This window comes from Bradyrhizobium sp. T-12, from assembly GCF_058314695.1.
Genome location: NZ_CM177756.1, coordinates 2478664 through 2501142, shown reverse-complemented (window position 1 = coordinate 2501142; position 22479 = coordinate 2478664). Strand labels below are relative to the sequence as shown.

General features: G+C 66.0%; 22 protein-coding genes. 17 read left to right on the top strand and 5 right to left on the bottom strand.

Going from position 1 to position 22479, the window contains the following annotated elements; all coding sequences use genetic code 11:
• The first annotated feature begins 83 nt into the window (after positions 1 to 83).
• The 9 genes from AC0WRY_RS11770 (at position 84) to AC0WRY_RS11730 (ending at position 8276) form a co-directional block, all read left to right on the top strand.
• Positions 84 to 449, top strand: coding sequence for a DUF2267 domain-containing protein (locus AC0WRY_RS11770; RefSeq protein WP_491123130.1), 366 nt, complete (start codon positions 84 to 86; stop codon positions 447 to 449).
• Positions 450 to 490: 41 nt separating this feature from the next.
• On the top strand, positions 491 to 898 hold the full coding sequence (locus tag AC0WRY_RS11765; RefSeq protein WP_194407141.1) for a DUF4332 domain-containing protein: 408 nt from the start codon (positions 491 to 493) through the stop codon (positions 896 to 898).
• A 233-nt stretch (positions 899 to 1131) separates the two neighbouring features.
• On the top strand, positions 1132 to 2001 hold the full coding sequence (folP, locus tag AC0WRY_RS11760) for a dihydropteroate synthase (protein ID WP_194407140.1): 870 nt from the start codon (positions 1132 to 1134) through the stop codon (positions 1999 to 2001).
• Entirely contained in the window at positions 2001 to 2369 is a 369-nt protein-coding gene (gene folB / locus AC0WRY_RS11755; protein ID WP_027533885.1) for a dihydroneopterin aldolase, read from the top strand. The genes folP and folB overlap by 1 nt, the downstream gene beginning before the upstream one ends.
• Position 2370: 1 nt before the next feature.
• On the top strand, positions 2371 to 2862 hold the full coding sequence (gene folK, locus AC0WRY_RS11750; protein WP_491123129.1) for a 2-amino-4-hydroxy-6-hydroxymethyldihydropteridine diphosphokinase: 492 nt from the start codon (positions 2371 to 2373) through the stop codon (positions 2860 to 2862).
• Positions 2863 to 2944: 82 nt separating this feature from the next.
• A complete protein-coding gene (locus AC0WRY_RS11745; RefSeq protein WP_491123128.1) occupies positions 2945 to 4816 on the top strand; it encodes a methylmalonyl-CoA mutase family protein in 1872 nt (623 codons plus the stop codon).
• Positions 4813 to 5277 (top strand): GFA family protein, encoded by a 465-nt coding sequence (locus AC0WRY_RS11740; RefSeq protein ID WP_491123127.1) that lies wholly within the window; start codon positions 4813 to 4815, stop codon positions 5275 to 5277. Before AC0WRY_RS11745 ends, AC0WRY_RS11740 begins: the two co-directional genes overlap by 4 nt.
• Positions 5278 to 5293: 16 nt before the next feature.
• Positions 5294 to 7450: a methylmalonyl-CoA mutase gene (gene scpA, locus AC0WRY_RS11735; RefSeq protein WP_491123462.1), complete on the top strand. Its 2157-nt coding sequence runs from the start codon at positions 5294 to 5296 to the stop codon at positions 7448 to 7450.
• A gap of 58 nt (positions 7451 to 7508) precedes the next feature.
• Positions 7509 to 8276, top strand: coding sequence for an RsiV family protein (locus tag AC0WRY_RS11730; protein WP_371746358.1), 768 nt, complete (start codon positions 7509 to 7511; stop codon positions 8274 to 8276).
• Positions 8277 to 8283: 7 nt separating this feature from the next.
• On the opposite strand, the gene AC0WRY_RS11725 is transcribed toward AC0WRY_RS11730, so the two are convergent.
• Positions 8284 to 8763 carry an SRPBCC family protein gene (locus tag AC0WRY_RS11725; protein ID WP_194407134.1) on the bottom strand — a complete coding sequence of 160 codons (480 nt, stop codon included), beginning with the start codon at positions 8761 to 8763 and terminating at the stop codon, positions 8284 to 8286.
• 220 nt (positions 8764 to 8983) lie between these two features.
• Between AC0WRY_RS11725 and AC0WRY_RS11720 the strand changes: the two genes are divergently transcribed.
• The 6 genes from AC0WRY_RS11720 to AC0WRY_RS11695 all read left to right on the top strand — a co-directional run bounded on the left by AC0WRY_RS11720 (position 8984) and on the right by AC0WRY_RS11695 (position 15308).
• On the top strand, positions 8984 to 9976 hold the full coding sequence (locus AC0WRY_RS11720; RefSeq protein WP_194407133.1) for a tripartite tricarboxylate transporter substrate binding protein: 993 nt from the start codon (positions 8984 to 8986) through the stop codon (positions 9974 to 9976).
• Positions 9977 to 10149: 173 nt separating this feature from the next.
• Positions 10150 to 10641, top strand: a complete 492-nt coding sequence (locus tag AC0WRY_RS11715; RefSeq protein ID WP_194407132.1) for a tripartite tricarboxylate transporter TctB family protein — start codon at positions 10150 to 10152, stop codon at positions 10639 to 10641.
• Between the two features lie 6 nt (positions 10642 to 10647).
• On the top strand, positions 10648 to 12159 hold the full coding sequence (locus tag AC0WRY_RS11710) for a tripartite tricarboxylate transporter permease (protein WP_194407131.1): 1512 nt from the start codon (positions 10648 to 10650) through the stop codon (positions 12157 to 12159).
• Positions 12160 to 12210: 51 nt separating this feature from the next.
• Positions 12211 to 13200, top strand: coding sequence for a methylmalonyl Co-A mutase-associated GTPase MeaB (meaB, locus tag AC0WRY_RS11705; protein WP_194407130.1), 990 nt, complete (start codon positions 12211 to 12213; stop codon positions 13198 to 13200).
• A complete protein-coding gene (locus tag AC0WRY_RS11700) occupies positions 13197 to 13862 on the top strand; it encodes a pyroglutamyl-peptidase I (protein ID WP_491123126.1) in 666 nt (221 codons plus the stop codon). Before meaB ends, AC0WRY_RS11700 begins: the two co-directional genes overlap by 4 nt.
• A 75-nt stretch (positions 13863 to 13937) precedes the next feature.
• Positions 13938 to 15308: a TIGR03808 family TAT-translocated repetitive protein gene (locus AC0WRY_RS11695; protein WP_491123125.1), complete on the top strand. Its 1371-nt coding sequence runs from the start codon at positions 13938 to 13940 to the stop codon at positions 15306 to 15308.
• A 135-nt stretch (positions 15309 to 15443) separates the two neighbouring features.
• Here the strand turns inward: AC0WRY_RS11695 and AC0WRY_RS11690 are convergent, their stop codons facing one another.
• The 4 genes from AC0WRY_RS11690 to AC0WRY_RS11675 all read right to left on the bottom strand — a co-directional run bounded on the left by AC0WRY_RS11690 (position 15444) and on the right by AC0WRY_RS11675 (position 19700).
• Positions 15444 to 16181, bottom strand: a complete 738-nt coding sequence (locus tag AC0WRY_RS11690) for a TIGR03809 family protein (protein ID WP_194407127.1) — start codon at positions 16179 to 16181, stop codon at positions 15444 to 15446.
• 525 nt (positions 16182 to 16706) lie between these two features.
• Positions 16707 to 18422: a S8 family serine peptidase gene (locus AC0WRY_RS11685; protein WP_491123124.1), complete on the bottom strand. Its 1716-nt coding sequence runs from the start codon at positions 18420 to 18422 to the stop codon at positions 16707 to 16709.
• Positions 18423 to 18438: 16 nt separating this feature from the next.
• The gene (locus AC0WRY_RS11680) at positions 18439 to 19134 is read right to left on the bottom strand and encodes a hypothetical protein (protein WP_194407125.1); all 696 of its coding nucleotides are present in this window, start codon (positions 19132 to 19134) and stop codon (positions 18439 to 18441) included.
• On the bottom strand, positions 19131 to 19700 hold the full coding sequence (locus AC0WRY_RS11675) for a sigma-70 family RNA polymerase sigma factor (RefSeq protein ID WP_194407124.1): 570 nt from the start codon (positions 19698 to 19700) through the stop codon (positions 19131 to 19133). Before AC0WRY_RS11675 ends, AC0WRY_RS11680 begins: the two co-directional genes overlap by 4 nt.
• 455 nt (positions 19701 to 20155) lie before the next feature.
• Between AC0WRY_RS11675 and AC0WRY_RS11670 the strand changes: the two genes are divergently transcribed.
• Positions 20156 to 21313, top strand: a complete 1158-nt coding sequence (locus AC0WRY_RS11670; protein ID WP_491123123.1) for a GGDEF domain-containing protein — start codon at positions 20156 to 20158, stop codon at positions 21311 to 21313.
• A 63-nt stretch (positions 21314 to 21376) separates the two neighbouring features.
• On the top strand, positions 21377 to 22477 hold the full coding sequence (locus AC0WRY_RS11665; protein WP_491123122.1) for a DUF2336 domain-containing protein: 1101 nt from the start codon (positions 21377 to 21379) through the stop codon (positions 22475 to 22477).
• Positions 22478 to 22479: the final 2 nt, after the last annotated feature.

Here is a 22479-nt window from a genome sequence, read left to right as displayed (position 1 = left end):
TCGCTTGTATTTCACATCACACCGGCTCAAGATCATTTTCGAAAGCAATACTCCGGCATACAACCGGCTGAGGGGCGGGCCTTATGGACGAGCTGATCGGGCGGCTGGCGACAAACGCCAGCATAGATGGTGCTGTCGCTGAAAAAACCGTCGGCATCATCCTGGGCTTCCTCCGCAGCGAGGGTCCTCCCGATAGCGTGCAGGCCCTGATCGATCATATCCCCGGAGCGGAAGCCGCGATCGAGGCATCCAGGAGCGGCGGCGGACTGTCGCGGCTGATGGGCGGCGGCCTGATGGCGGTCGGCACGCGCCTGATGGGCCTGGGGCTCGGCATGTCGGAGATTCAAAACGTCGCCCGTGAACTTTTCCGCTTCGGCCGAGACAAAATCGGAGCGGATCAGATGGGCAAGATCGTTGCGGGGACGCCGGGCCTCAGCCAATTCGCCTGAGCCTTATTTCGCCTGAGCCTTGGCATTTCATATCGAGTATCATGACATATCCGATCTCCGAGATTGAGGGCCTGTCGGTCTTTGCCGCCAACAAGTTGAAGGCGGAAGGTATCCGCACCACCGACGCGCTGCTGGAGGCGGCCGGCACGGTGAAGGGCCGCAAGGCGCTGTCCGCCAAGACCGGCATCAGCGAGCAATTGCTGCTGGAATGGGCCAACGTCTCCGACTACATGCGTATCCCCGGCATGGGCCGGGCCAAGGTCGGCCTCGTCCGCGCCGCCGGCGTCACCACCGTGCGCGAGCTCGCCTATCGGAATCCGGCAAGGCTGGCCCAGAGCATGCGCGACGCCAACGAGAAGAAGAAGCTGCTCCGTATCCTGCCCTCCGAAAAGTCTGTCGGCGACATCATCGCCAAGGCGAAGAAGCTGCAGCCGAAGATCACGTATTAGCTGTGGCGTATCGGTCCGCCCTCTCCCCGTCATGCTGAGGTGCGAAGCACGGGACGCAGCGCGTCCCGTGGAGAGCCCCGAAGGATGAGCGGCGACACCTCGACAGCCGGGCCGTCGCCCTTCGAGGGCCGCTGAAGGAGCGGCCACCTCAGGGTGACGGGAAAGCGAGGCTCGTAGCCCTCGGCATCCCGACCCCGCTTGACTCCCCCTCCCCGACCGCTAAAGCCACCCGCATGAATGCCTCGCCCTCCCCAACCGTCTCCCCGGCCGGCTCGGCCGGGCCAGATGCGCTGCGGACGCTGCTGGAACGGCCTGTCCCGGCGGTGATGGGCGTGCTCAACGTCACCCCGGACTCCTTCTCCGACGGCGGCGAGTTCATCACGCCCGACAAGGCGCTCGCGCGCGCGCGGGCGATGATCGCGGACGGCGTCGACATCATCGATATTGGGGCCGAGTCCACCCGGCCGTACAAGGGCGCGAAGCCGGTCACGGCGGGCGACGAGCTCGCCCGGCTGAAGCCGGTGCTGGCTGGCGTCGCGGCCCTTGGCGTGCCGGTCTCGATCGACAGCATGAAGGCGGAGGTTGTGGCCTTCGCGCTCGACCAGGGCGCGTCGATCGCCAACGACGTCTGGGGCCTGCAACGCGACCCCGCCATGGCGCCGCTGGTGGCCGCAAGAGGCGTCCCCATCATCGTCATGCACAACCGCGACGACGCCGATCCCGCCATCGACATCGTCACGGACATGAAGACGTTCTTCCTGCGCTCGCTGGATATCGCCGCCAAGGCCGGCATCGCCCGCGACAAGATCGTGCTCGATCCCGGCATCGGCTTCGGCAAGACCGCCGAGCAGAGCATGACCGCGCTGGCGCGCTTGCGCGAATTCGAGATGTTCGGCCTGCCGATCCTGGTCGGCGCCTCGCGAAAACGCTTCATCGCCTCGGTGTCGCCGTCCGAGCCATCGGAGCGTCTCGCCGGCTCGATCGCCGCGCATCTGATCGCCGCGCAGCGCGGCGCCAAGATCATCCGGACCCATGACGTCGCCGAGACCCTGCAGGCCCTGCGGGTCGCGCACGCGATCGAGGGCAAGCCAGAGGGCAAGTAATGACCGACACGATCTTCGTCACCGGCCTGTCGATCCATGCCCGCCACGGCGTGATGGATCACGAGACCGAAGTCGGCCAGCGCTTCGTCATCGACCTCGAGCTCTATACCGATCTCTCGGAGCCCTCGCGCAGCGACCGGCTCGCCGACACCGTGTCCTATGCCGACGTGGTGGCGACGACGACGGCGGCGTTCAAGAACACCAATTACAAGCTTCTGGAGCGCGCCGCCGGCGCGGTGGCCGACGCCATCCTGTCGCATTTCCCGCGGATCCGCGCCGTGAAGATCACAGTGCACAAGCCGCATGCGCCGATCGCCGCGATCTTCGACGATGTCGGCATCATGCTGACGCGCTCGCGGCATCCATAAGATGGCAAGCGTGCTGATCGCGCTCGGCGGCAATGTCGGCGATGTCCGCGGGACATTCACCAAGGCGATCGCCCATATCTGCGGCATGGCGCAGGGTGCGCTGATCGCGCGCTCCTCGGACTACGCGACGCCGCCCTGGGGCGACGAGGATCAGGCCCCCTTCATCAATGCCTGCGTCGAGATCGAGACCGGCCTCGATCCGCACGCGCTGCTGTTCGTGCTGCAGAAGGTCGAGCAGAAGTTCGGCCGCACGCGCGGCAAGGATCGGCGCTGGGGCCCGCGCACGCTCGATCTCGACATGATCGCCTATGACGATGTGTCCTTGCAGAAGCCCGACCTGACCTTGCCGCATCCGCGCCTGTTCGAGCGCGCCTTCGTGCTGGTGCCGCTGGCCGAGATCGCGCCGGACCGCGTGATCTCGGGCATTCGTGTGCGCGACGGGCTCGCCAGCGTCTCGACGCAAGGCATTGAGCGGCTTCCGGATACCGGTTAACCAAAAACGACCGTTTGCAGGGACGGTCCGCCGTGGCAAATTCGCCCCGCGAATAGCAAGACGTTTGGGAGCCCCTCGCCGCATGACCTCCGTGACTGACGACCTGCCGCTGGCGGCGGATTTTCCCAAGGCGACCGTCGAGGACTGGCGCAAGCTGGTCGATGGCGTGCTGAAGGGCGCGCCGTTCGAGAAACTGGTCGGCAAGACCTATGACGGACTCAAGATCGATCCGCTCTATCCGCGCGCCAAGGGTGTCGCGCCCGTGGCGGGACGGGCTGCGGCCGCGCCCTGGCAAATCATCCAGCGGATTGACCATCCCGATGCGGCGCTCGCCAATGCGCAGGCCTTGCAGGATCTGGAGAACGGCGCGACCGGGCTCGCGCTGGTGTTCGCCGGCGCCAACGGCGCTTACGGTTTCGGGCTGGAACCTTCGGCCGACGCGGTCGCAAAGGTCCTGAAGGACATTCATCTCGATGCCGGCATCGGCCTAGAGCTTCAGATCGGTCCGCAGTCACGGATGGCGGCGATCCATGTCGCGGAATACGTGAAGATCCAGGGCCTCGATCCCGCGGCCTGCAACATTCGCTTCGGGCTCGACCCGCTCGCGGCCGGCGCGGTGTGGGGCCACAGCCCTTACACGTGGGAAGAGATCGCTCCCGCGATCACCGGCGCCATCAAGGGCCTCGCCGGGCTCGGCTTCAAGGGACCGTTCGCCTCCGCCGACGGACGCGTGATCCACGATGCCGGCGGCTCCGAGGTGCAGGAGCTCGCCTTCGTGCTCGCTTGCGGCATCGCTTATCTGCGCGCGATCGAAGGCGCCGGTATTCCGCTCGAGCAGGCGCAAGGCATGGTCTACGCGCGGCTGTCCGCCGACGCGGACCAGTTCCTGACGATGGCCAAATTCCGCGCGCTGCGGCTGCTCTGGGCGCGTATCGAAACAGCGTGCAGGCTGACGCCGAAGCCGCTGTTCATCGCTGCCGATACGGCCTGGCGCATGCTGACGCAGCGCGATCCCTATGTGAACATGCTGCGCGCGACCATCGCGACGTTTGCTGCCGGCCTCGCCGGCGCCAACGCGATCACCGTGCTGCCGCATACGCTGGCGCTCGGGCTGCCCGATCCGTTCGCGCGCCGCGTGGCGCGCAACACGCAGCTTTTGCTGCTGGAAGAAAGCAACCTCGCCAAGGTCAGCGATCCCGCAGCGGGCGCCGGCGGCATCGAGACGCTGACCGCGCAGCTTTGCGAAGCCGCCTGGGCCCTGTTCCAGGAGAGCGAGAAGGCCGGCGGCGCCTTTGCCGCGCTTCAGCGAGGCCTGTTCCAGGGCAAGGTCGCGGCCGCGCGAAAAGCGCGTGACGCCAACATCGCAAAACGCCGCGACGTGCTGACCGGCGCCAGCGAGTTTCCGAACCTGCATGAAAGCGAAGCTACCGTCCTGACGGCGACGCCGGTCGCGCTCGCCCCCTATGGCGAGCAGAAATATAAATTCGATCCGCTGCCGCCGATCCGGCTGGCGGAACCGTTCGAGGCGCTCCGCGACAAATCCGATGCGACGCTGAAAGCGCGTGGCGTGCGGCCAAAAGTGTTCTTGGCCAATCTTGGTACGCCCGCCGATTTCACGGCGCGCGCGACCTTTGCCAAGAGCTTCTTCGAGGCCGGCGGCATCGAGGCCACGGGCAGCGAGGGCTTTGCCGATCCAGCGAAGCTTACCGCCGCCTTCAAGGCTTCCGGCGCCGAGCTGGCCTGCCTGTGTTCCAGCGACAAGGTCTATGCGGAACACGCCGAAGCCGCGGCCAAGGCCCTGCAAACCACGGGCGCGCGACATATCTATCTGGCGGGTCGCCCTGCTGATGCCGAGGCGACGCTGCGGGCCGCCGGCGTCACGGGCTTCGTCTTCGCCGGAGGCGATGCGCTTGCCACGCTGCAAGACGCCTATCGACGGATGGAGCAGCCATGACCGACACCTCTAAACCCGTTCTCACCGGCGGCTGCCAATGCGGGGCGGTGCGCTTCGGCGTCGCGACGGCGCCGAACCGGGTCTCGATCTGCCACTGCCGGATGTGCCAGAAGGCGGCCGGCGCGCCGTTCGCCTCCTTTGCCGACATCAACAAGACCGATTTCACCTGGACCAAGGGGCAGCCGTCCTTCTTCCGCTCCTCCACCATTGCCGAACGCGGCTTCTGCGCCGCCTGCGGCACGCCGCTGAGCTTCGGCCGGATCGACGGCGACCGGATCGAGATCATGACCGGCGCCTTCGACCGCCCCGACCGCGTGATCCCGACTCGACAGTTCGGCACTGAATCCCGCCTCGGCTGGGTGGTCGGCATCGCCAATCTGCCGAGCCAAACCACGCAACAGAATTACGGACCGGAGAAGATGGCCACCATCGTGAGCCATCAGCATCCGGATCATGATTGATGATATGGTTGAAGCCATGAGCCGCATTCCGAATTTTGCCGACATCGCCTTCGCAAGGGCTACCACCGCCGCGCCTGCGGGCAGCGCCGAGCCGTGGCTGACGCCCGAGGGAATCCTGGTGAAGCCCGCCTATGGCGAAGCCGATCTTGCGGGCCTCGATTTCCTCGAGACCTATCCGGGCATCGCGCCCTATCTGCGCGGTCCCTATCCGACCATGTATGTCAACCAGCCCTGGACGGTCAGGCAATATGCCGGCTTCTCCACGGCGGAAGATTCCAACGCGTTCTACCGCCGCAACCTCGCTGCCGGACAGAAGGGCCTCTCGGTCGCCTTCGACCTCGCGACCCATCGCGGCTATGACTCCGATCATCCGCGCGTCGGCGGCGACGTCGGCATGGCCGGTGTCGCCATCGATTCCATCTACGACATGCGCACGCTGTTTGCGGGCATTCCGCTCGACCAGATGAGCGTGTCCATGACCATGAACGGCGCGGTGCTGCCGATCCTCGCGCTCTACGTCGCGGCCGCGGAGGAACAGGGCGTGCCGCCGGAGAAGCTGTCGGGCACCATTCAGAACGACATTCTGAAAGAGTTCATGGTGCGCAACACCTACATCTATCCGCCCGCGCCCTCGATGCGGATCATCTCGGACATCTTTGCGTACACCTCGCAGAAGATGCCGAAGTACAATTCGATCTCGATCTCCGGCTATCACATGCAGGAGGCCGGCGCGACGCAGGACCTCGAGCTCGCCTATACGCTCGCCGACGGCGTCGAATATCTGCGCGCCGGACTTGCCGCAGGCTTGGATGTCGACCGCTTCGCGCCGCGCCTGTCGTTCTTCTGGGCGATCGGCATGAACTTCTTCATGGAAGTGGCAAAACTGCGCGCCGCGCGGCTGCTCTGGGCGAAGCTCCTGAAACCCTTCAACCCGAAGGATCCGCGCTCGCTGTCGCTGCGCACGCATAGCCAAACCTCGGGCTGGTCGCTGACCGCGCAGGATGTCTTCAACAACGTGATGCGCACCACTGTCGAGGCGATGGCGGCAACGCAAGGCCACACCCAGTCGCTGCACACCAACGCGCTCGACGAGGCCTTGGCGCTGCCGACCGATTTCTCGGCGCGCATCGCCCGCAACACCCAGCTGTTCCTGCAGCAGGAGAGCGGCACCACCCGCATCATCGACCCCTGGGGCGGCTCATATTATGTCGAGCGGCTGACGCGCGACCTCGCGGCCAAGGCGTGGGGCCACATCCAGGAGGTCGAGGAGCTCGGCGGCATGGCCAAGGCGATCGAGGCCGGCCTGCCGAAGTTGCGCATCGAGGAAGCCTCAGCCAAGACCCAGGCGCGGATCGACGCCGGCAAGCAGGCGGTGATCGGCGTCAACAAGTACAAGCCGACCGACGAGGACAAGATCGAGATCCTGAAGGTCGACAATTCCAACGTCCGGCGCCTGCAGATCGACAAGCTGACGCGGCTGAAGAGCGAGCGCAATCAGAAGGACGTCGATGCCGCGCTCGCCGCGATCACGCGTTCGGCCGGCGAGGGCAACGGCAATCTGCTGGCGCTCGCGATTGATGCTGCGCGCGCCAAGGCGACCGTCGGCGAAATTTCCGACGCGATGGAGAAGGTGTTCGGCCGGCACTGCGCCGAGATCAAATCCATCACCGGCGTCTACAAGCGGGAGGCGTCCAGCATGGGCAACCAGGTCGAGAAGGTTCAGGCGCTGATCGACGCCTTCGAGGAAGCGGAAGGCCGCCGCCCGCGCATCCTGGTCGCCAAGATCGGCCAGGACGGCCACGACCGCGGCCAGAAGGTGATTGCGTCCGCGTTTGCCGATATCGGCTTCGATGTCGATATCGGGCCGCTGTTTGCCACCGCGGATGAAGCCGCCCGGCAGGCGGTCGAGAACGACGTGCACATCCTCGGCGTCTCCTCGCTCGCCGCCGCCCATCTGACCGCAGTACCGGAGCTGAAGGCAGCGCTGAAGAAGCAGGGCCGCGACGACATCATGATCATCGTCGGCGGCGTGGTGCCGCCGCAGGATTACGATGCGCTCTATGCCGCAGGCGCGGAAGCCATCTTCCCGCCGGGCACGGTGATCGCGGAGGCCGCCGAGGAGTTGATCCGCAAGCTGAACACCCGGCTCGGGCATAGCGAGGCGGCGGAGTAGCTTCGCCGTCTATTTTCCGGCAAGAAAGGTTTGCGTGATGTTTCTCGCGCCAGGTTTCATGCGCGCGCTCGCTGTTGCCGCGATTTGCAGCGCGCTGTTCGGTCCCACCCACGCCGCCGACCCCAAGCCCGACACCGTCATCAAGACCAAGAGCATCGAGGCGCGCCTCTTCCTCGACGACAAGATCAAGGCGGATGCGGCACTGGCGGCGGACTGCCTCGCCGAAGGCAAAAAGTGGCTCGACAAGAATGCGGCCGAAGCTGCCGCCGCGCGCAAAACCGATCCGCAGTTCTTTAAAGACGGCGGCTGGGATTTTGAGCGCAAATACTCAATCCGCTCGGTCGTCGCCGATCGCTATGTCAGCATCCTGCGCGACGACTACATGAATACTCGCGGCGCGCATCCCAATTCGGACGTGAACACGATCCTGTGGGACAAGGTGGACAACAAGCGCATCTCGATCCGCCCGTTCTTCACCGAGACCGCCGACAACGGCGCGACCATGAAGGCGATGGTGAAAGCCATCGTCACCTGGCTGAAAGCCGAGAAGAAGAAGCGCGACGCCGGCGAGACCGCAACCGACGAATGGTTCAAGGAGCTGAAACCGAGCCTGCTCAAGGTCGGTGCGGTGACGCTCGCGCCGTCAACCGAAGCCGGCAAGAGCTCCGGCCTCACCTTCCACTATCCGCCCTACGCCGTCGGCCCCTATGCCGAAGGCGAGTATGTCGCCTTCGTGCCGTGGGAGACGCTGAAGCCTTACCTGGCGGCGGAAGGCACCCGCATCTTCGGCGGCGCGCGGCCGAAGGGCGATGCGGACGAGCCGTGAGCGATCACTAGCCGGATCGCGGTTGGGTCCGCGCCAACGTCCGCGCAAGTGAATCCGTCCAATCCGGAATCCAGGACGTAAACAGGGCCTGCCAGCGATCAGCGTCCGCGGGCTCGGTCTCGAGGGCGACCGACCATTCGATGAGGGTGCGATCGCCCTCGGTGATCGGGCGCAGATGCATGGTGCCTTGATAGCGTGTCGGTGCCGGCGCTTGACGTCCGTCATCTTGCGGATAGGGCAGCGCTTCGAGGCCGGCATAGGTCAGGGTGTGCTTGCGGTCCGAATGATCGACCAGGCGCTGGCGGATCCAGTTTCCGAGATAGCAGAAGCGCCTGACGGCGCCGACTTCATCGCCGGGCTTGTCGTCTTCGATCACGCTCTCGCTGACGCCGTCGATATAGGCGGGATAATTGTTGAAATCCCGGATCAGCGACCAGACTTGGTCCAGCGGGCGGTCCAGCACGGCGCTGTAATAGGCTTGGGTCATGTGTGTGGCTTGCCTCTTGTCATCCATTGCGCGCTCAGGTTGGTGGGGCGCGCAGACAAAACCCACCCGATTTCCGATTGCACATCCGATGGGCATGCGGTTTTCACACAACATGTCGATCTCGTTGGTAGCGCTACCTTGCGGCGGCGCTGCAAAGCCGACTAGAATGTCGTCATTGACAAGAGCGCCCGACGTCACGGGCGCCGCTGGGAGGCATTCAATGTCCAAGATTTCGCGCCGCACCTTTGCGGCTTCGACCGCCGCCGTCGCGGCATCCGCCGCTTTCGGGTTCAAGCCGGCACTCGCACAAGCCTATCCGGCCCGTCCGGTCACCGTGATCGTGCCCTGGGGCGCCGGCGGTGGCACCGATGCGACCGCGCGCATCGTCGCTGCGCTGCTGGAAAAGGACCTCGGCCAGCCCTTCAACGTGGTCAACCGCACCGGCGGCTCCGGCGTGGTGGGCCATAGCGCGATCGCGACCGCGCAGCCCGACGGCTACACCATCGGCATGCTCACCGTCGAAATCTCGATGATGCACTGGCAGGGCCTCACCGAGCTGACGCCGAAGAGCTACACACCGCTGGCCCTCATGAACGAGGATCCCCCGGGCATCCAGGTCTCGTCCTCCTCGCCCTACAAGACGGTCAAGGAGCTCGCCGAGGCGATCAAGGCCGCCCCTCCCGGCAAGTTCAAGGCTTCGGGCACCGGCCAGGGCGGCATCTGGCATCTGGCGCTGGTCGGCTGGATGCAGGCGATGGGCCTGCCCGCCAATCAGGTCGCCTGGGTGCCGTCGAACGGCGCCGCGCCCGCGATGCAGGATCTCGCCGCCGGCGGCCTCGATCTCACCACGTGCTCGGTTCCGGAGGCGCGCGCCATCATCGAGGCCGGCAAGGCCAGGAGCCTCGCCATCATGGCGCCTGCGCGCAATCCGGTCTTCAAGGACGTGCCGACGCTGAAGGAGGCGATGGGCATCGACTACGCGACCGGCGCCTGGCGCGGCATCGGCGCACCGAAGGGCCTGCCGCCGGAGATCGCAACCAAGCTCACCGCGGCGCTGAAGAAGGTCTACGAGTCCGCCGAGTTCAAGGACTTCATGAGCAACCGCGGCTTCGGCACCGTATGGGGCGATGCAACCCAGTTCGCCGGTTTCATGGACAAGGGCGACGCCCAGATGGGCGAGGCGATGAAGGCGGCGGGCCTCAGCAAGGCTTGATTTTTTCACCTCGCCCCGCTTGCGGGGAGAGGTCGAACTCGAGCTTCGCTCGAATTCGGGTGAGGGGGAGCTTCCACGAGTCCAACTCTCACCGTTGTCGCGGAGACTCCCCTCACCCCACTCTCTCCCCGCATACGGGGAGAGAGAGAACTTCTCTCACAGGACTTCTCTCCATGCGTCTTCCCGACTCCATCACGGGATCGTTTCTCGTCGCACTCGGCGCTGCGGCCGCCTATGGCGGCTATATCCTGCCGCCGGTGCCGGGCCAGCCGGTCGGCCCCAACGTGTTTCCGCTGGTGATCGGCAGCGGGCTCGCGCTGTGCGGGCTCGCGATCGTGTTCGGGATCGGCCACTCCTTCGAGGAAGAGGAAGAGCTGATCCCGCTGGAGGACGGCCAGGCCGCAGCTCCGCCGCCGCAGAGCAAGCTCTACGGCCTGCGCGCGTTGCTGCCGCCGGCGCTGCTGCTGTTCTACGTGTTTGCAGCCGACCGGTTCGGCTTCATCATCACCGCGGCGATCATGGTCTATGTCACCTCGACCGCGCTCGGGGCCAAGTGGAAGCTGGCGCTGCCGCTCGCGGCGCTCTCGCCCTTCGCCATCCACCTCATCTTCGGCAAGTTGCTGCGTGTGCCGCTTCCTGCCGGCCTGCTGCCGACGCCCTGGTAATTCCCCATGCTCAAGACCTTGATTGAAGCGTTCGCCTTGATCTCCACCTGGGAGGTCATCATCGCGATGGTCGCAGCCTCCGTGTACGGCCTCGTGATCGGCTCGCTGCCCGGCCTGTCGGCGACGATGGCGACCGCCCTGCTCGTTCCCGTCACCTTCTACCTGTCGCCGATCGCGGCGATCGCGACCATCGTCGCGGCCTCCTCGATGGCGATCTTCTCGGGCGACATTCCCGGCGCGCTCTTGCGTATTCCCGGCACGCCCGCCTCAGCCGCCTATGCCGATGAAGCCTACGCCATGACGCGCAAGGGCCAGGCCGAGCTCGCGCTCGGCGCCGGCGTGTGGTTCTCCGCCGTCGGCGGCATCGCCGGCGTGCTGTCGCTGATGATCCTGGCGCCACCGCTCGCCGAGATCGCGCTGTCGTTCTCGACCTTCGAATATTTCTGGCTGGCGCTGCTCGGCCTGATGTGCGCCACGCTGGTGGCGCGCTCCTCGCCGGTGAAGGCGATCGCCGGCATGTTCATCGGCCTGCTCGTCTCCTGCGTCGGCATCGAGAATCCCGGCGGCGTCCCACGCTTCACTTTCGGCCTCACCGATCTGTTCGGCGGCATCGAGCCGATCCCGGCGCTGGTCGGCGTGTTCGCGGTGGCGCAGGTGATGCGCGCGATGCTCACGCCGGAACCGCCGCCCCTGCCGCGCCGAAAATTCGGAAGCATCATGGCGGGACAGTGGAAGCTGACCAAGCAGTATCACTGGCAGATGACGCGCGGGAACATCGTCGGCATCATCATCGGCGTGCTGCCGGGCGCCGGCGCCGACATGGCCGCCTGGGTGTCCTACGCGATGTCGAAGCGCTTCTCCAAGGAGCCGGAAAAGTTCGGCACCGGCCATGTCGAAGGCCTGGTCGAGGCCGGCGCCAGCAACAATGCCAGCATTGCCTCCGGCTGGGTGCCCTCGCTGCTGTTCGGCATCCCCGGCGACACCATCGCCGCGATCGCGATCGGCGTGCTCTACATGAAGGGGCTCAATCCCGGCCCGACGCTCTTCACCGAGAAAGCGTCGAGCATGTACGCGATCTATCTGATGTTCATCATCGCGAACATCCTGATGATCCCGCTCGGCATCGCCATGATCCGGGTCGCCGCCTACATCCTGCTGGCGCCGCGCGCGGCCATCATGCCGATCATCATGCTGTGCTGCGCGGTCGGCTCGTTCGCGATCGGCAACAACATGTTCGGCGTCGTCACCGTCGCCGCCTTCGGCGTGATCGGCTATGTCATGGAAGCGAACGGCTATCCCGTCGCTGCGATGGTGCTCGGCATCGTCATGGGCACCATGGTCGAGCAGGCCTTTGTCACGTCGCTGATCAAATCCGACGGCAGTATCCTGCCGTTCTTCGAGCGGCCCGTCGCGGCCATCCTCGCGTCGATGGCGATCGGCGCCCTGCTCTGGCCGGTGATGGTCTGGGCCTGGCGCAAGGTGAAACCGGCGCAAGCCGCGGCAGCAACAAGCAGGTGATTTGAGGCGAGCGGCCCTCGCCTGCCCCGCATCGGCGTTGTAAAGCAGGGCATGACTGAGAAGAAGGCCTCGCTCGACATCAAATCCCTCGCCAAGGAGCTCCGCGCCGGCAGCCGCGCGGCCCTCGCCCGCGCCATCACGCTGGTGGAGAGCCGGCGCGGCGACCATCAGGCGCTGGCGCGCGAGCTGGTGCAGATGCTGCTCCCGGACACCGGCAAGGCATTCCGCGTCGGCATCACGGGATCGCCCGGCGTCGGAAAATCCACCACCATCGATGCGCTCGGCACGTATCTCATCGAACAGGGCCACAAGGTCGCAGTGCTCGCGGTCGATCCCTCCTCGGCGCGCAGCGGCGGCTCGATCCTCGGTGACAAGACGCGGATGGCGCGGCTGTCCGCCTCCAGCGACGCGTTCATCCGGCCCTCGCCGTCCTCGGGCACGCTCGGCGGCGTCGCGGCCAAGACGCGCGAGGCGATGCTGCTGTGCGAGGCGGCGGGCTTCGGCGTCGTGCTGGTCGAGACCGTCGGCATCGGCCAGTCCGAGACCGCGGTCTGTGACATGACGGACTTCTTCCTTGCGCTGATGCTGCCGGGCGGCGGCGACGAATTGCAGGGCATCAAAAAGGGCCTGGTCGAGCTCGCCGACATGATCGCGATCAACAAGGCCGACGGCGACAATCTCAAGCGCGCCAAGGTCACGGCCGCCGACTATCGCGGCGCGCTGCACATTCTCAGTCCCCGGTCCGAACATTGGCACCCGCCGGTCGAGACCTATTCGGCGCTGACCGGCGACGGCATCGCAAAGCTCTGGCAGAAAGTCCTCGACCACCGCAAGGCGATGAATGCCTCCGGCGAGTTCGCCGCGCGGCGTCGCGAGCAGCAGGTGAAATGGATGTGGTCGATGCTGGAGCAACGCATGCTGGCGCGGCTGCGCAGCGAGGCATCGGTTCGCACCAAGGTGAAGAAGATCGAGACTGAAGTCGCCGAAGGCCACCTCACCCCGGCCCTCGCCGCCGAGCAGATTTTGGAGTTGCTGCAATGAGCGACAGGCTCCGCGTTCTCCTCACCGGCTTCGGGCCGTTTCCCGGCGCGCCCTACAACCCAACCCAGCCGCTGGTGGCGCGGCTCGCGCAATTGCGCCGGCCAGCGCTCGACGATGTCGAGCTGTTCAGCCACATCTTCCCGGTCACCTACGCCGCGGTCGATCGGCAATTGCCTGACGCGCTCGCGAAAGTGAGGCCGGATGCGCTGTTGATGTTCGGCCTCGCCGCGCGCACGCCTTACCTGCGCATCGAGACCCGCGCGCGCAACGCCGTCACCATGCTCTGGCCCGATGCCGCCAACACCCGTTCGAGCAAGCGCGGCATCACAGGCACCGCGGACGCCATGGCGTTCGGCCCGCACACGGCAAGGCTGCTGCGCGCCGCGCGCCTCACCGGCATCGACGCACGGTCCTCGCGCGATGCCGGCGCCTATCTCTGCAACTATTTGAGCTGGCGCGCGATCGAGAACGTCAAGGCCGGTGGTCCGCAGCTTGCGGCGTTCTTCCACATCCCTCTGCTTGGGCGCAGCGGCGCGGTGCGACGGAAGGGCGCAGCCCGGATCACGCTGGAGGAACTCGTTGATGCCGGCGAGGCCATGCTGATGGAAATGGTGGGGTTGGCAAGGAAGCGACGGAACACGCTGGCACCTCCGCCGCGGTAAACGTTTAACCCTACCGCGAACAATCCCCGCGCCCGCGTCGGCCCTGCGCTACCTAATCCGCGCGGAGGACGCGTCATGGACCTCAATCGCCGCCACCTCATCGGAGCTTCCACTGCCGGCATCGCCGGTGCGCTGGCCATGCCGGCCGACGCCGCGCGCGCGGCGCCGCTGGCGTCCCTGCTCGGCCGAGATGCCACGCAATACGGCGTGCGACCCGGCAGCAGCGAAGATCAGACACGCGCGCTGCAGCGTGCGATCGACGAGGCGGCGCGAGCGCAGATGCCGCTGGCGCTGCCGCCCGGCGTTTATCGCAGCGGGCTGCTGCGGTTGCCGAACGGCGCACAATTGATCGGCGTGCGCGGCGCAACGAAACTCATCTTCACCAGTGGAGCTTCGGCGATCCAGAGCGACGGCTCCGATGCGATCGGCCTCACCGGCCTCACCTTCGACGGCGCCGGCATCCCGCTGCCGACGCGGCGCGGACTGATCCATGTTCTCGGCGGCCGCGACGTCCGCATCACCGATTGCGAGGTCACGCGATCGGGCGGCAGCGGCATCTGGCTCGAGCAGGTCTCCGGCGAGATCGCCGGGAATATCTTCACCGACATCGCGGTGACGGCGGTGGTGTCGTTCGATGCCAAGGGCCTCAACGTCTCCCGCAACACGATTCTCGGCACCAATGACAACGGCATCGAGATCCTGCGCACGGCGATCGGCGATGACGGCACGCTGGTCACTGATAACCGCATCGAGAACATCAAGGCGGGCCCCGGCGGCTCCGGCCAGTACGGCAACGCCATCAATGCTTTCCGCGCCGGCAACGTGATCGTGCGCGGCAATCGCATCAAGAACTGTGATTACTCGGCCGTGCGCGGCAACTCCGCCTCGAACATCCAAATATCAGGCAACAGCGTCAGCGACGTGCGCGAGGTCGCGCTTTATTCCGAGTTCGCGTTCGAAGCCGCGGTGATCGCCAACAACATTGTGGACGGCGCGGCCGTCGGCGTCTCCGTCTGCAATTTCAACGAGGGCGGCCGCATCGCGGTGGTCCAGGGCAACATCATCCGCAATCTGATTCCGAAGCGGCCGATCGGCACCGCGCCTGATGACGATGCCGGCGTCGGCATCTACATCGAGGCGGATTCGTCCGTGACCGGGAACGTGATCGAGAACGCGCCGTCCTACGGCATCGTCGCCGGCTGGGGCAAATATCTCCGCGACGTCGCGATCACGGGCAACGTGATCCGCAAGGCCCTGGCCGGAATCGGCGTCTCCATCGTGCCGGGCGCCGGCATTGCGCTCGTCAACAACAACATGATCTCGGAGACCCCGCGCGGCGCCGTCGTCGGCCTCGATCACGCGCGTGCCGTGACCTCGGATCTGTCGGCAGAGGGCGCGCAGCGATTTGCGCAGGTGGTGCTCGGTGGAAATGCGGTCCGAAGGTAGGCGCGGCTGGCAGCCAGGCCGTTCATCCTTCGAGGCTCCCCATGGGACGCATTGCGTCCCATGCCTCGCACCTCCAGCGACAACCGCTTCGCGGTTGCGCGGGGATGACGGATGCAATCCCTTGCTGAGCGTCTCTTAGAACGCGTTCCGCAGCAGCGGGTACTTGGCTTCCAGGCCGTCGAGGCTGAAGGTGAATTCGACGACGCGCTCGGGGGCTGCGACGATTTCCTCGGCCGGCGGGGTGAATTGCGGCAAGAGCGCCGCCATCGCGGCAGGCGCGGCCTTGGGCGGCTTCGCGGCAGGCACCGCCAGCGGCGGCTTCACGTCCGGCGCGGTGAACTGAGCCATTGCGGCGGGCGTGTCGAGCGGTGACCTCACGGCGGGTGCAGTGAGCGGGGCCCTCGCAGCGGGAGCCCTGAGCGGTGGCACCTCGGCCGGCGCGGTAAATGACGCCAACGCTACGGGCGCGGCGAGCGGCGCGAGCGGGGCTTCGGTGATTTCGGCAAGAACGTTCGGCTTGGGATCAAGCCTGACCGGCACGGCGGTCTCGGAGGCGATATGGACGGCCTTTGGCTGCAGGGTCTTGGGCTGCACGGCCTGCGCCTGCTGCTCACGCGGAAATACGCGAGGCATGGTCGCCGGCGACCAACCGAATGCCGGCGTCACGCTTGCGGCCGCCTCCGCGACGTCCCCGCCGGTTGCGAGCGCGCGCCAGGTCTGGACGGCGCGCTTGGCTTCCTGGATGTTTTCGAGGAATGCGATCTCGGAATGATAACGGCGCCAGCGGCCGGTCTCGAACATTTCGGAGAGATGCTGCAGCCGCTGCTCGGCGAGAGCGCACCAGCGCGCCGCGACGTCGCGGCCAACGGCCACGGCGCGAATAGACGCGCCGTTAGATTCTTGGCGAAGTGTCATAGACCAGCCCGTCAGGAGAGAACACGGACGCGGGGACGCAACGCACACGAATCAATTTAGAAGCGACATGAATATTTTGTGGAAAAGTTTTGACTTGTCCAGCAACGACACCCCGCGCGTCGCCAAACTCCGTAGTCGTGCGGAGATTTACTGCGTTTTCGAGTCAAGCTTCGCACAAGCATAGCGGGCTTGCGGCGTGTCGCTCGAGCGGCGGCCGGAATGCCGACGCGACCTTTCAACCGAAAGCTGAACGCATGCAGAGTTTCAAAAAATCGGACGCCCAAAAAGAAAAGACCCGTCCGGGGGGACAACCGGACGGGTCGAGCCATATGGGCGCTTGGGGTGGATGGGCGCTCGCGCCTGATATGACTGATGGGGAGGGATGACCGCTCCCACATAATTTGGTCGTGGCAGCGGGCTGAACGTTCAACGCGGGGTTCGCTTTTTTGAGCTTCGCTCTGCCGCGCAGCTTTGCCGCAACCGCTAGCGCGTCGCCGGCCTATCCGCCTGAGAAACCGTGGCTTTATCATCCGCGCTCGACAGCGAGGGTTGTTCGATCGCGCGGCTATTGGGCTCGTCGCGACGCTTGCCGGCATCTTCACGTTTTGTTGTACCGGACGCAGCCGCGACCGGCGTCGCGTTGTCGGCGGGGACGGCCATGACCGCGGCAAATGCATCGGCCTGCCCGTCGCCGAACAGATCGTCACGCCCGGGCGAGCCGAGGTCGCGTGCAGTCTTCGAAAGCGTCATGCGCAACGCTTCCGGCTTCAGGGCGTAGTTGCGCTCAAGCAGCAACGCCGCGACGCCGGAGACATAGGCGGCCGAGAACGAGGTTCCCGAGGTCATCTGGTATTTGCCGTCCGGCGCCGGCAGGAAGATGTCGACCCCGGGCGCTGCGACGGCGATGTAATTGCCACGGTTGGACGCGGTGAACAGCCTGTCCTGCTGGTCGGTCGCGCTGACCGCGATCACGTTGGGATTGGCCGCCGGATAGAGCGGCGGCGATTTCGCGCCGGCATTGCCGGCGGCCGCGATCAGCACGAGGCCGCGCGCGGCGGTCGCCGCGATGGCGCGCTCGATCACCGCGTCCTTTGGACCGGCAAAGCTCATATTGACGATCTGCGCGCCGTGCTCGGCGGCGTAATTCAGCGAGCGCAGGATGATGTAGGACGAGCTTTCGGCGCCGCCATTGGCACCGCCAAAGGCACGGATCGCGATGATGCGCGCCTCGGGCGCGCTGCCCATCAGGCGGGCATGCGCCACGATCGCGCCGGCGATGCCGGTGCCGTGGACGTGCGGCCCCTCGGCGCTGCCGAGCGCATCGAAATTGTCGGAGACGGAATCGGCGAGCTCGGGATGCTTGGCGTCGATGCCGGAGTCGATCACGGCCACCGTGACGTTGGCGCCGTGCGCCAGCGTATGCGCCTGCGGCAGGCGGAGCTTGGCCAGGGCATATTGCGCGGGATCGCCCTCGCTCTGCGTCGTCGATTTCTGGTCCTGGAGCACATACCGGAAGTTCGGCTGGACCGAGCGGACACTGCCGTCGGCCGCGAATTCGCGTTTCACGGTCTCGTACGGTCGGCCGTCCGTGATGCGGAAAAGGCCGAACGTCGCCCCGATCAGCGGGAAATTCTCCGAGGAGACGCGCGTCAGGCCGTGCCGGCGGGCAAGCGCGTCGGCATCGCCAGGCGACAGCGTGCCGTCGATCTCCGCCACGAATTCGTTGGCGAAGCTGCGCACATTGGCGGCGCTTGGCGTGGCATCGCCCCGGCCCTTGCCGGCGCTCTTCTTGCCGGATTTGGCTGAGCCACCGCCGCCTGCATTCGGCTGCGCCAGGCATTCGCCATCGGCATCGCGATAAGGCGCGGTGCAGGCCGGGTACAGGTTCGGCGAGTAGTGCGCATAGGGCAGCACCGTCGTCGTCGGCCGGATGCGCGACGTCGTGGTGTGGGGAATGGTGGCCATCGTCCGCGGGCCGCGGCCGACGCTGACCGCGCGCGCGGCGATATTGGGACTGACCCGCGGCGTGATGTTCGTGGAGATGGTCGGCGTTCGCGAGGGCACGCTGATCGTGGGCGTGCGCATGATCGCCTGCGCCTGTGCAACCTCGACGCCGAGACAGGCGGCGATCAGAAGCGCAGCGCCGACCGATGAAGCGTAGGCCCCGGCGCGCACCCTGCTCTCGGATTTGCCCGTCATCGGTTCAGCGGCGCGCTTAGGGCGCCGCGACGGCAAGGTTGACGAACTTCTCGCGCTGCATCCTGCCGAGCAGCGAAGCGAGCTCGTCCCGGTTCATGGCCTTGTCGAACTGGAGGCGGAACATGCCGCCCTTGGCATCTCCGATGATCGAGGCCTGGTAGCTGTCGAGCAGCCCGGTGATGTCGGAGACGCGCGCCTCGGGCGTGAAGCGCACCAGCGCGCGGGCCGGCGCGGTTGCGCTGCCAAGCTCGCGCGTGATCGGCGCGCTGGTCGAGAGCGAGGCGGTCTGGAAGGTCGCGGGCTGGTTCTTCATCAGCACGGCGCCGATGATGCCGGCCTGCAGCACGAGCGCGACGGCGCCAAGGCTTGCCGACCACGCCAGCGTGCGCGGCGACAGGCTCGCGAAGAAGGTCGAGATGCGCGCCGACAGCGGCAGCGAGCCGATCGCCCGCGCCGGCTCGGCGTCGATGGCGGCGAACAGCTTCTGCATCGCGCGTGCCGACGGAGCGCCCAAGCTCTCGTTCAAATGAATGGTCTCTTCGTATTCGCCGCGGATCACGGCATATTGCTTGGCGAGCTCGGGATCGCGCGCCAGCGCCTCCTCGACACGGCGCGCATCGCGCGCGTTCAGCGTGCCGGCAGCGTGCCAGGGCAGCAGCAGTTCAATTTCACTGGGCTCTTGCTCCAGCATCTTCTTGCTCAAAGCCATCATGGCCAGCCTCGCTCAACGCCGGCTGCCTTCAGCAGTTCGGCCAGTTTCTTGCGCGCATAGAACAAGCGCGTCTTAACAGTGTTCTCGGGTATCCCGACGATTTCGGCCACCTCTTCCACGGACTTCTCGTGGTAGTAGACGAGATCGACGATTTCCCTGTGTTCCGGCGAGAGGCCCGTCAGACACCCTCGCAACGCTTCACTGGTATCCTTCTTCTGAGCCACCGTTTCCGGATTGTCGGACGTGTCCTCAATCGCGTTCGCGGCGTCTTCGTCCAGTTCGAAATCCTTCCTGCGCCGGAGCGCAGACAGGGCCTTGAACCGGGTAATTGCCAGCAGCCAGGTGGAAACGGCGGATCGGCCCTCGAACTTGCCGGCTTGACGCCAGACGTCGAGAAACACCTCGCTGATGAGGTCTTCCGCCGCCTGCTCGTCTCGCACGAGCCTCAGCCCGAAACGATACACCCTGACATGATGCCGCCCGTACAGCACCTGCATGGCGAGCCGGTCACCTTGAGCGATCCTGGCGATCAGGACCTCGTCCGAAGCCGCCTGTGTCACGCTCAATTGCCGTCTCGCAAAGTTGGTCGGGTCGATACGGCGGACGGTTCGACGGGGGGTGCAAAATTGTTCAACATACCGCAGTCATACGGGCGCCTGTGTGATCCACCCCACATACGCGCGTTTTTCTCGTCCCACCCGCGGCGGTCGGCCGCTACAATCCAGATCGGTAACATAATACTGAGATACTTCCCTGCGGAATGCCTGTCCGGCACAGGCGGCCCGGCCTCATCCGGTTCCCATAGCAGTTTTGCCCGACAGCAGTCTTGCCCGACATATGTCGCGCCAAGCACGACTTTGGCTCGACCGCATCGCAGCGGATGCCTGATCCCCGTAAAATTTCCTCCGCCGGCCCATCACCTTGTTCCGTGCTGCACGGTTCGGATTCGGTTTCAAAAGGATACCAAACCTAAAGGCTTGCCACGTAGATTTTTACGCTGACATCCACCATTGGCGGGACCATGAGCACGGCCGCGACGTCCTTTCCCGAGAGGAATGCCGCTGAGGTCGCGGATCTCGTCCTCGCGCCCGAGGCCGCGGCCCCCGAGGTCCAGGGGCGCCGGACCCGGCAGCGCCGCCAGATGTATATCGGCCAGGTGGCAAGCTATTCGCTGGGCGCCTCGGTCCTGTTGCTCTACGCCTATGGCGGCGCGGTCGATATGGCCGTTCCGTCGCTGTTCTGGCTCGGCGGCCTCCTGATCATCGGCACGTTCACCGTGCTGTCGGAAGCCGGCTTCGGCGACCGGTTCGAGGATCATTACCTCACCGTGTTCCAGATCTCGGCGCATATGGCGCTGCAGCTGGTGTTCCTGCTCGCCGTGCCGACGGTCGGGGTCGCGTTCCTCGCCGTGCTGTTCCTGATCTTCGCGTTTGGCACGCTGCGCATGACCTCGCGCCAGGCGATGGTCACCTGGGGCCTTGCCACCTGCGGGCTCGCCCTGGTCTTCCTGGGCTCGGACCTGCCGATCGGACTGCCGGTCGGCACCCGCCTGGAGCGAACCGCCTCGATGCTCTGCTTCGTGCTGGTGATCGGCCAATGCGCCTTTCTCGGCCTGTTCGGCGCCACCCTGCGCAAGATCCTGTACCGGCGCAGCATCGAGCTGAAGGCCGCCTATCAGCGCATCGAGGAACTGGCCGAGCTCGACGAGCTCACCGGCTCCTACAACCGCCGCTGCATCATGCGCCTCCTCGACGTCGCGATCGAAAAGTCGCGACAGGCCTCGACGCCTTGCGCGATCGCGCTGATCGATCTCGACTGGTTCAAGCGCATCAACGACGCCCACGGCCATCCCGTCGGCGACGAGGTGCTGCGCACCTTCGCGATCACCATTTTCGCCAACATCCGCCCGGCCGACAGCTTCGGCCGCTACGGCGGCGAGGAATTCCTGCTGCTTTTGCCGGACACCCCGGACGACGCCGCCCAGCGCATGCTCGATCGCCTGCGCAGCATCGTCGCCGATCTCGACTGGAGCGCATTCTCTCCGGGCATGCACGTGACCATTTCCGCGGGCGTCGTCACGCTGCGCGACAATGATACCGCCGACACGTTTCTCGCGCGCGCCGACCGCGCGCTCTATTCCGCCAAGGCGCAAGGGCGCAACCGCATTGCAACGAGCTGACCAATCCATTTTTCTCCGGTGCGGCAGAAGCCGCAGCCGGACCGAGCGCTCCAGGACAGGGCAATGAGATCCAAATCCGCAAAATCATCCGAGAATCTGCTGGAAGAACTACAGACCGCACTCTCGCACGGCACCGTGGCGCGCCGGGTCGAGACGTTGCGCCGCGTCACCGATCTCTTCGTGGGCAACGCGGTGGATTATTCCGACGACCACATCCGCGTGTTCGACGACGTATTCCAGTGCCTGGCCGAGCAGATCGAGACGTCGGCCAGGGCGCTGCTCGCCAACCGCCTCGCACCGATCGCGGCCGCGCCGCCGAAAATCATGCGCACGCTCGCGCTCGACGAGGTCATCGAGGTCTCCGGGCCCGTGCTGTCGAAATCGGAGCGGCTGGACGAGACGACCCTGATCGAGATCGCGCGCACGAGGGGCCAGGCGCATCTCAAGGCGATCTCGCTGCGGCGCGTGCTGTCGGAAGCGCTGACCGACGTGCTGGTGACGCGCGGCGACGCGGACGTGGTGCAGTCGACCGTCAAGAATCCGGGCGCGCGGCTCTCCGAGGGAAGCCTCACCGACCTCGTCACCCGCGCCGAACGGGACGACGACCTCGCCACCTGCATCGGCCTGCGGCCCGACCTGCCGCGTCATCATTACCTGAGGCTGGTCGCCAAGGCCTCCTTGAGCGTGCGCAGGAAGCTCGAGGCCGCGCATCCCGAGCTCGCGGACGAGGTGTCGAGCGTGGTCCAGGAAGTGGCCCAGAGGGTCCGCGCCGCCGCCATGACCAAGCAGACGGAGATGGCGCGCGCGCTGGTGAAATCGCTGCACGAGGACGGCCGTCTCAACGAATTCCAGGTCACCAACTTCGCCGAGCAGGGCAAGTTCGACGAAACCAATGCGGGGCTCGCCGCGCTCGCGGGCATCCCGGTCGAGACCGCCGAGACCATGATGATCGAAAGCCGCACCGAGGGCGTGATGATTCTCGCCAAGGTCGCGGGCATGACCTGGCCGAGCGTGCGCGCCATCATCGCCATGCGCGAGAAGCTCTCGGGCAGCTCGCAGACCGACATGCTGACGCTGCGCGATACTTACGAGGCGCTGCGCTCGTCGACCGCGCAGCAGGTGCTGCGCTTCCACCGCATGCAGCAGGGCACGATTCCGGCATGAGA

What these genes read in the sequence shown, in the direction of transcription:
- AC0WRY_RS11770 (WP_491123130.1), top strand. Translation starts at nt 84, where the DNA reads ATGGACGAGCTGATCGGGCGGCTGGCGACAAACGCCAGCATAGATGGT.
- scpA (WP_491123462.1), top strand. Translation starts at nt 5,294, where the DNA reads ATGAGCCGCATTCCGAATTTTGCCGACATCGCCTTCGCAAGGGCTACC.
- AC0WRY_RS11685 (WP_491123124.1), bottom strand. Translation starts at nt 18,422, where the DNA reads ATGACGGGCAAATCCGAGAGCAGGGTGCGCGCCGGGGCCTACGCTTCA.
- folP (WP_194407140.1), top strand. Translation starts at nt 1,132, where the DNA reads ATGAATGCCTCGCCCTCCCCAACCGTCTCCCCGGCCGGCTCGGCCGGG.
- AC0WRY_RS11765 (WP_194407141.1), top strand. Translation starts at nt 491, where the DNA reads ATGACATATCCGATCTCCGAGATTGAGGGCCTGTCGGTCTTTGCCGCC.
- AC0WRY_RS11740 (WP_491123127.1), top strand. Translation starts at nt 4,813, where the DNA reads ATGACCGACACCTCTAAACCCGTTCTCACCGGCGGCTGCCAATGCGGG.
- AC0WRY_RS11695 (WP_491123125.1), top strand. Translation starts at nt 13,938, where the DNA reads ATGGACCTCAATCGCCGCCACCTCATCGGAGCTTCCACTGCCGGCATC.
- AC0WRY_RS11725 (WP_194407134.1), bottom strand. Translation starts at nt 8,763, where the DNA reads ATGACCCAAGCCTATTACAGCGCCGTGCTGGACCGCCCGCTGGACCAA.
- AC0WRY_RS11720 (WP_194407133.1), top strand. Translation starts at nt 8,984, where the DNA reads ATGTCCAAGATTTCGCGCCGCACCTTTGCGGCTTCGACCGCCGCCGTC.
- AC0WRY_RS11680 (WP_194407125.1), bottom strand. Translation starts at nt 19,134, where the DNA reads ATGATGGCTTTGAGCAAGAAGATGCTGGAGCAAGAGCCCAGTGAAATT.
- AC0WRY_RS11700 (WP_491123126.1), top strand. Translation starts at nt 13,197, where the DNA reads ATGAGCGACAGGCTCCGCGTTCTCCTCACCGGCTTCGGGCCGTTTCCC.
- AC0WRY_RS11745 (WP_491123128.1), top strand. Translation starts at nt 2,945, where the DNA reads ATGACCTCCGTGACTGACGACCTGCCGCTGGCGGCGGATTTTCCCAAG.
- AC0WRY_RS11670 (WP_491123123.1), top strand. Translation starts at nt 20,156, where the DNA reads ATGAGCACGGCCGCGACGTCCTTTCCCGAGAGGAATGCCGCTGAGGTC.
- AC0WRY_RS11730 (WP_371746358.1), top strand. Translation starts at nt 7,509, where the DNA reads ATGCGCGCGCTCGCTGTTGCCGCGATTTGCAGCGCGCTGTTCGGTCCC.
- folK (WP_491123129.1), top strand. Translation starts at nt 2,371, where the DNA reads ATGGCAAGCGTGCTGATCGCGCTCGGCGGCAATGTCGGCGATGTCCGC.
- AC0WRY_RS11715 (WP_194407132.1), top strand. Translation starts at nt 10,150, where the DNA reads ATGCGTCTTCCCGACTCCATCACGGGATCGTTTCTCGTCGCACTCGGC.
- meaB (WP_194407130.1), top strand. Translation starts at nt 12,211, where the DNA reads ATGACTGAGAAGAAGGCCTCGCTCGACATCAAATCCCTCGCCAAGGAG.
- AC0WRY_RS11665 (WP_491123122.1), top strand. Translation starts at nt 21,377, where the DNA reads ATGAGATCCAAATCCGCAAAATCATCCGAGAATCTGCTGGAAGAACTA.
- AC0WRY_RS11710 (WP_194407131.1), top strand. Translation starts at nt 10,648, where the DNA reads ATGCTCAAGACCTTGATTGAAGCGTTCGCCTTGATCTCCACCTGGGAG.
- folB (WP_027533885.1), top strand. Translation starts at nt 2,001, where the DNA reads ATGACCGACACGATCTTCGTCACCGGCCTGTCGATCCATGCCCGCCAC.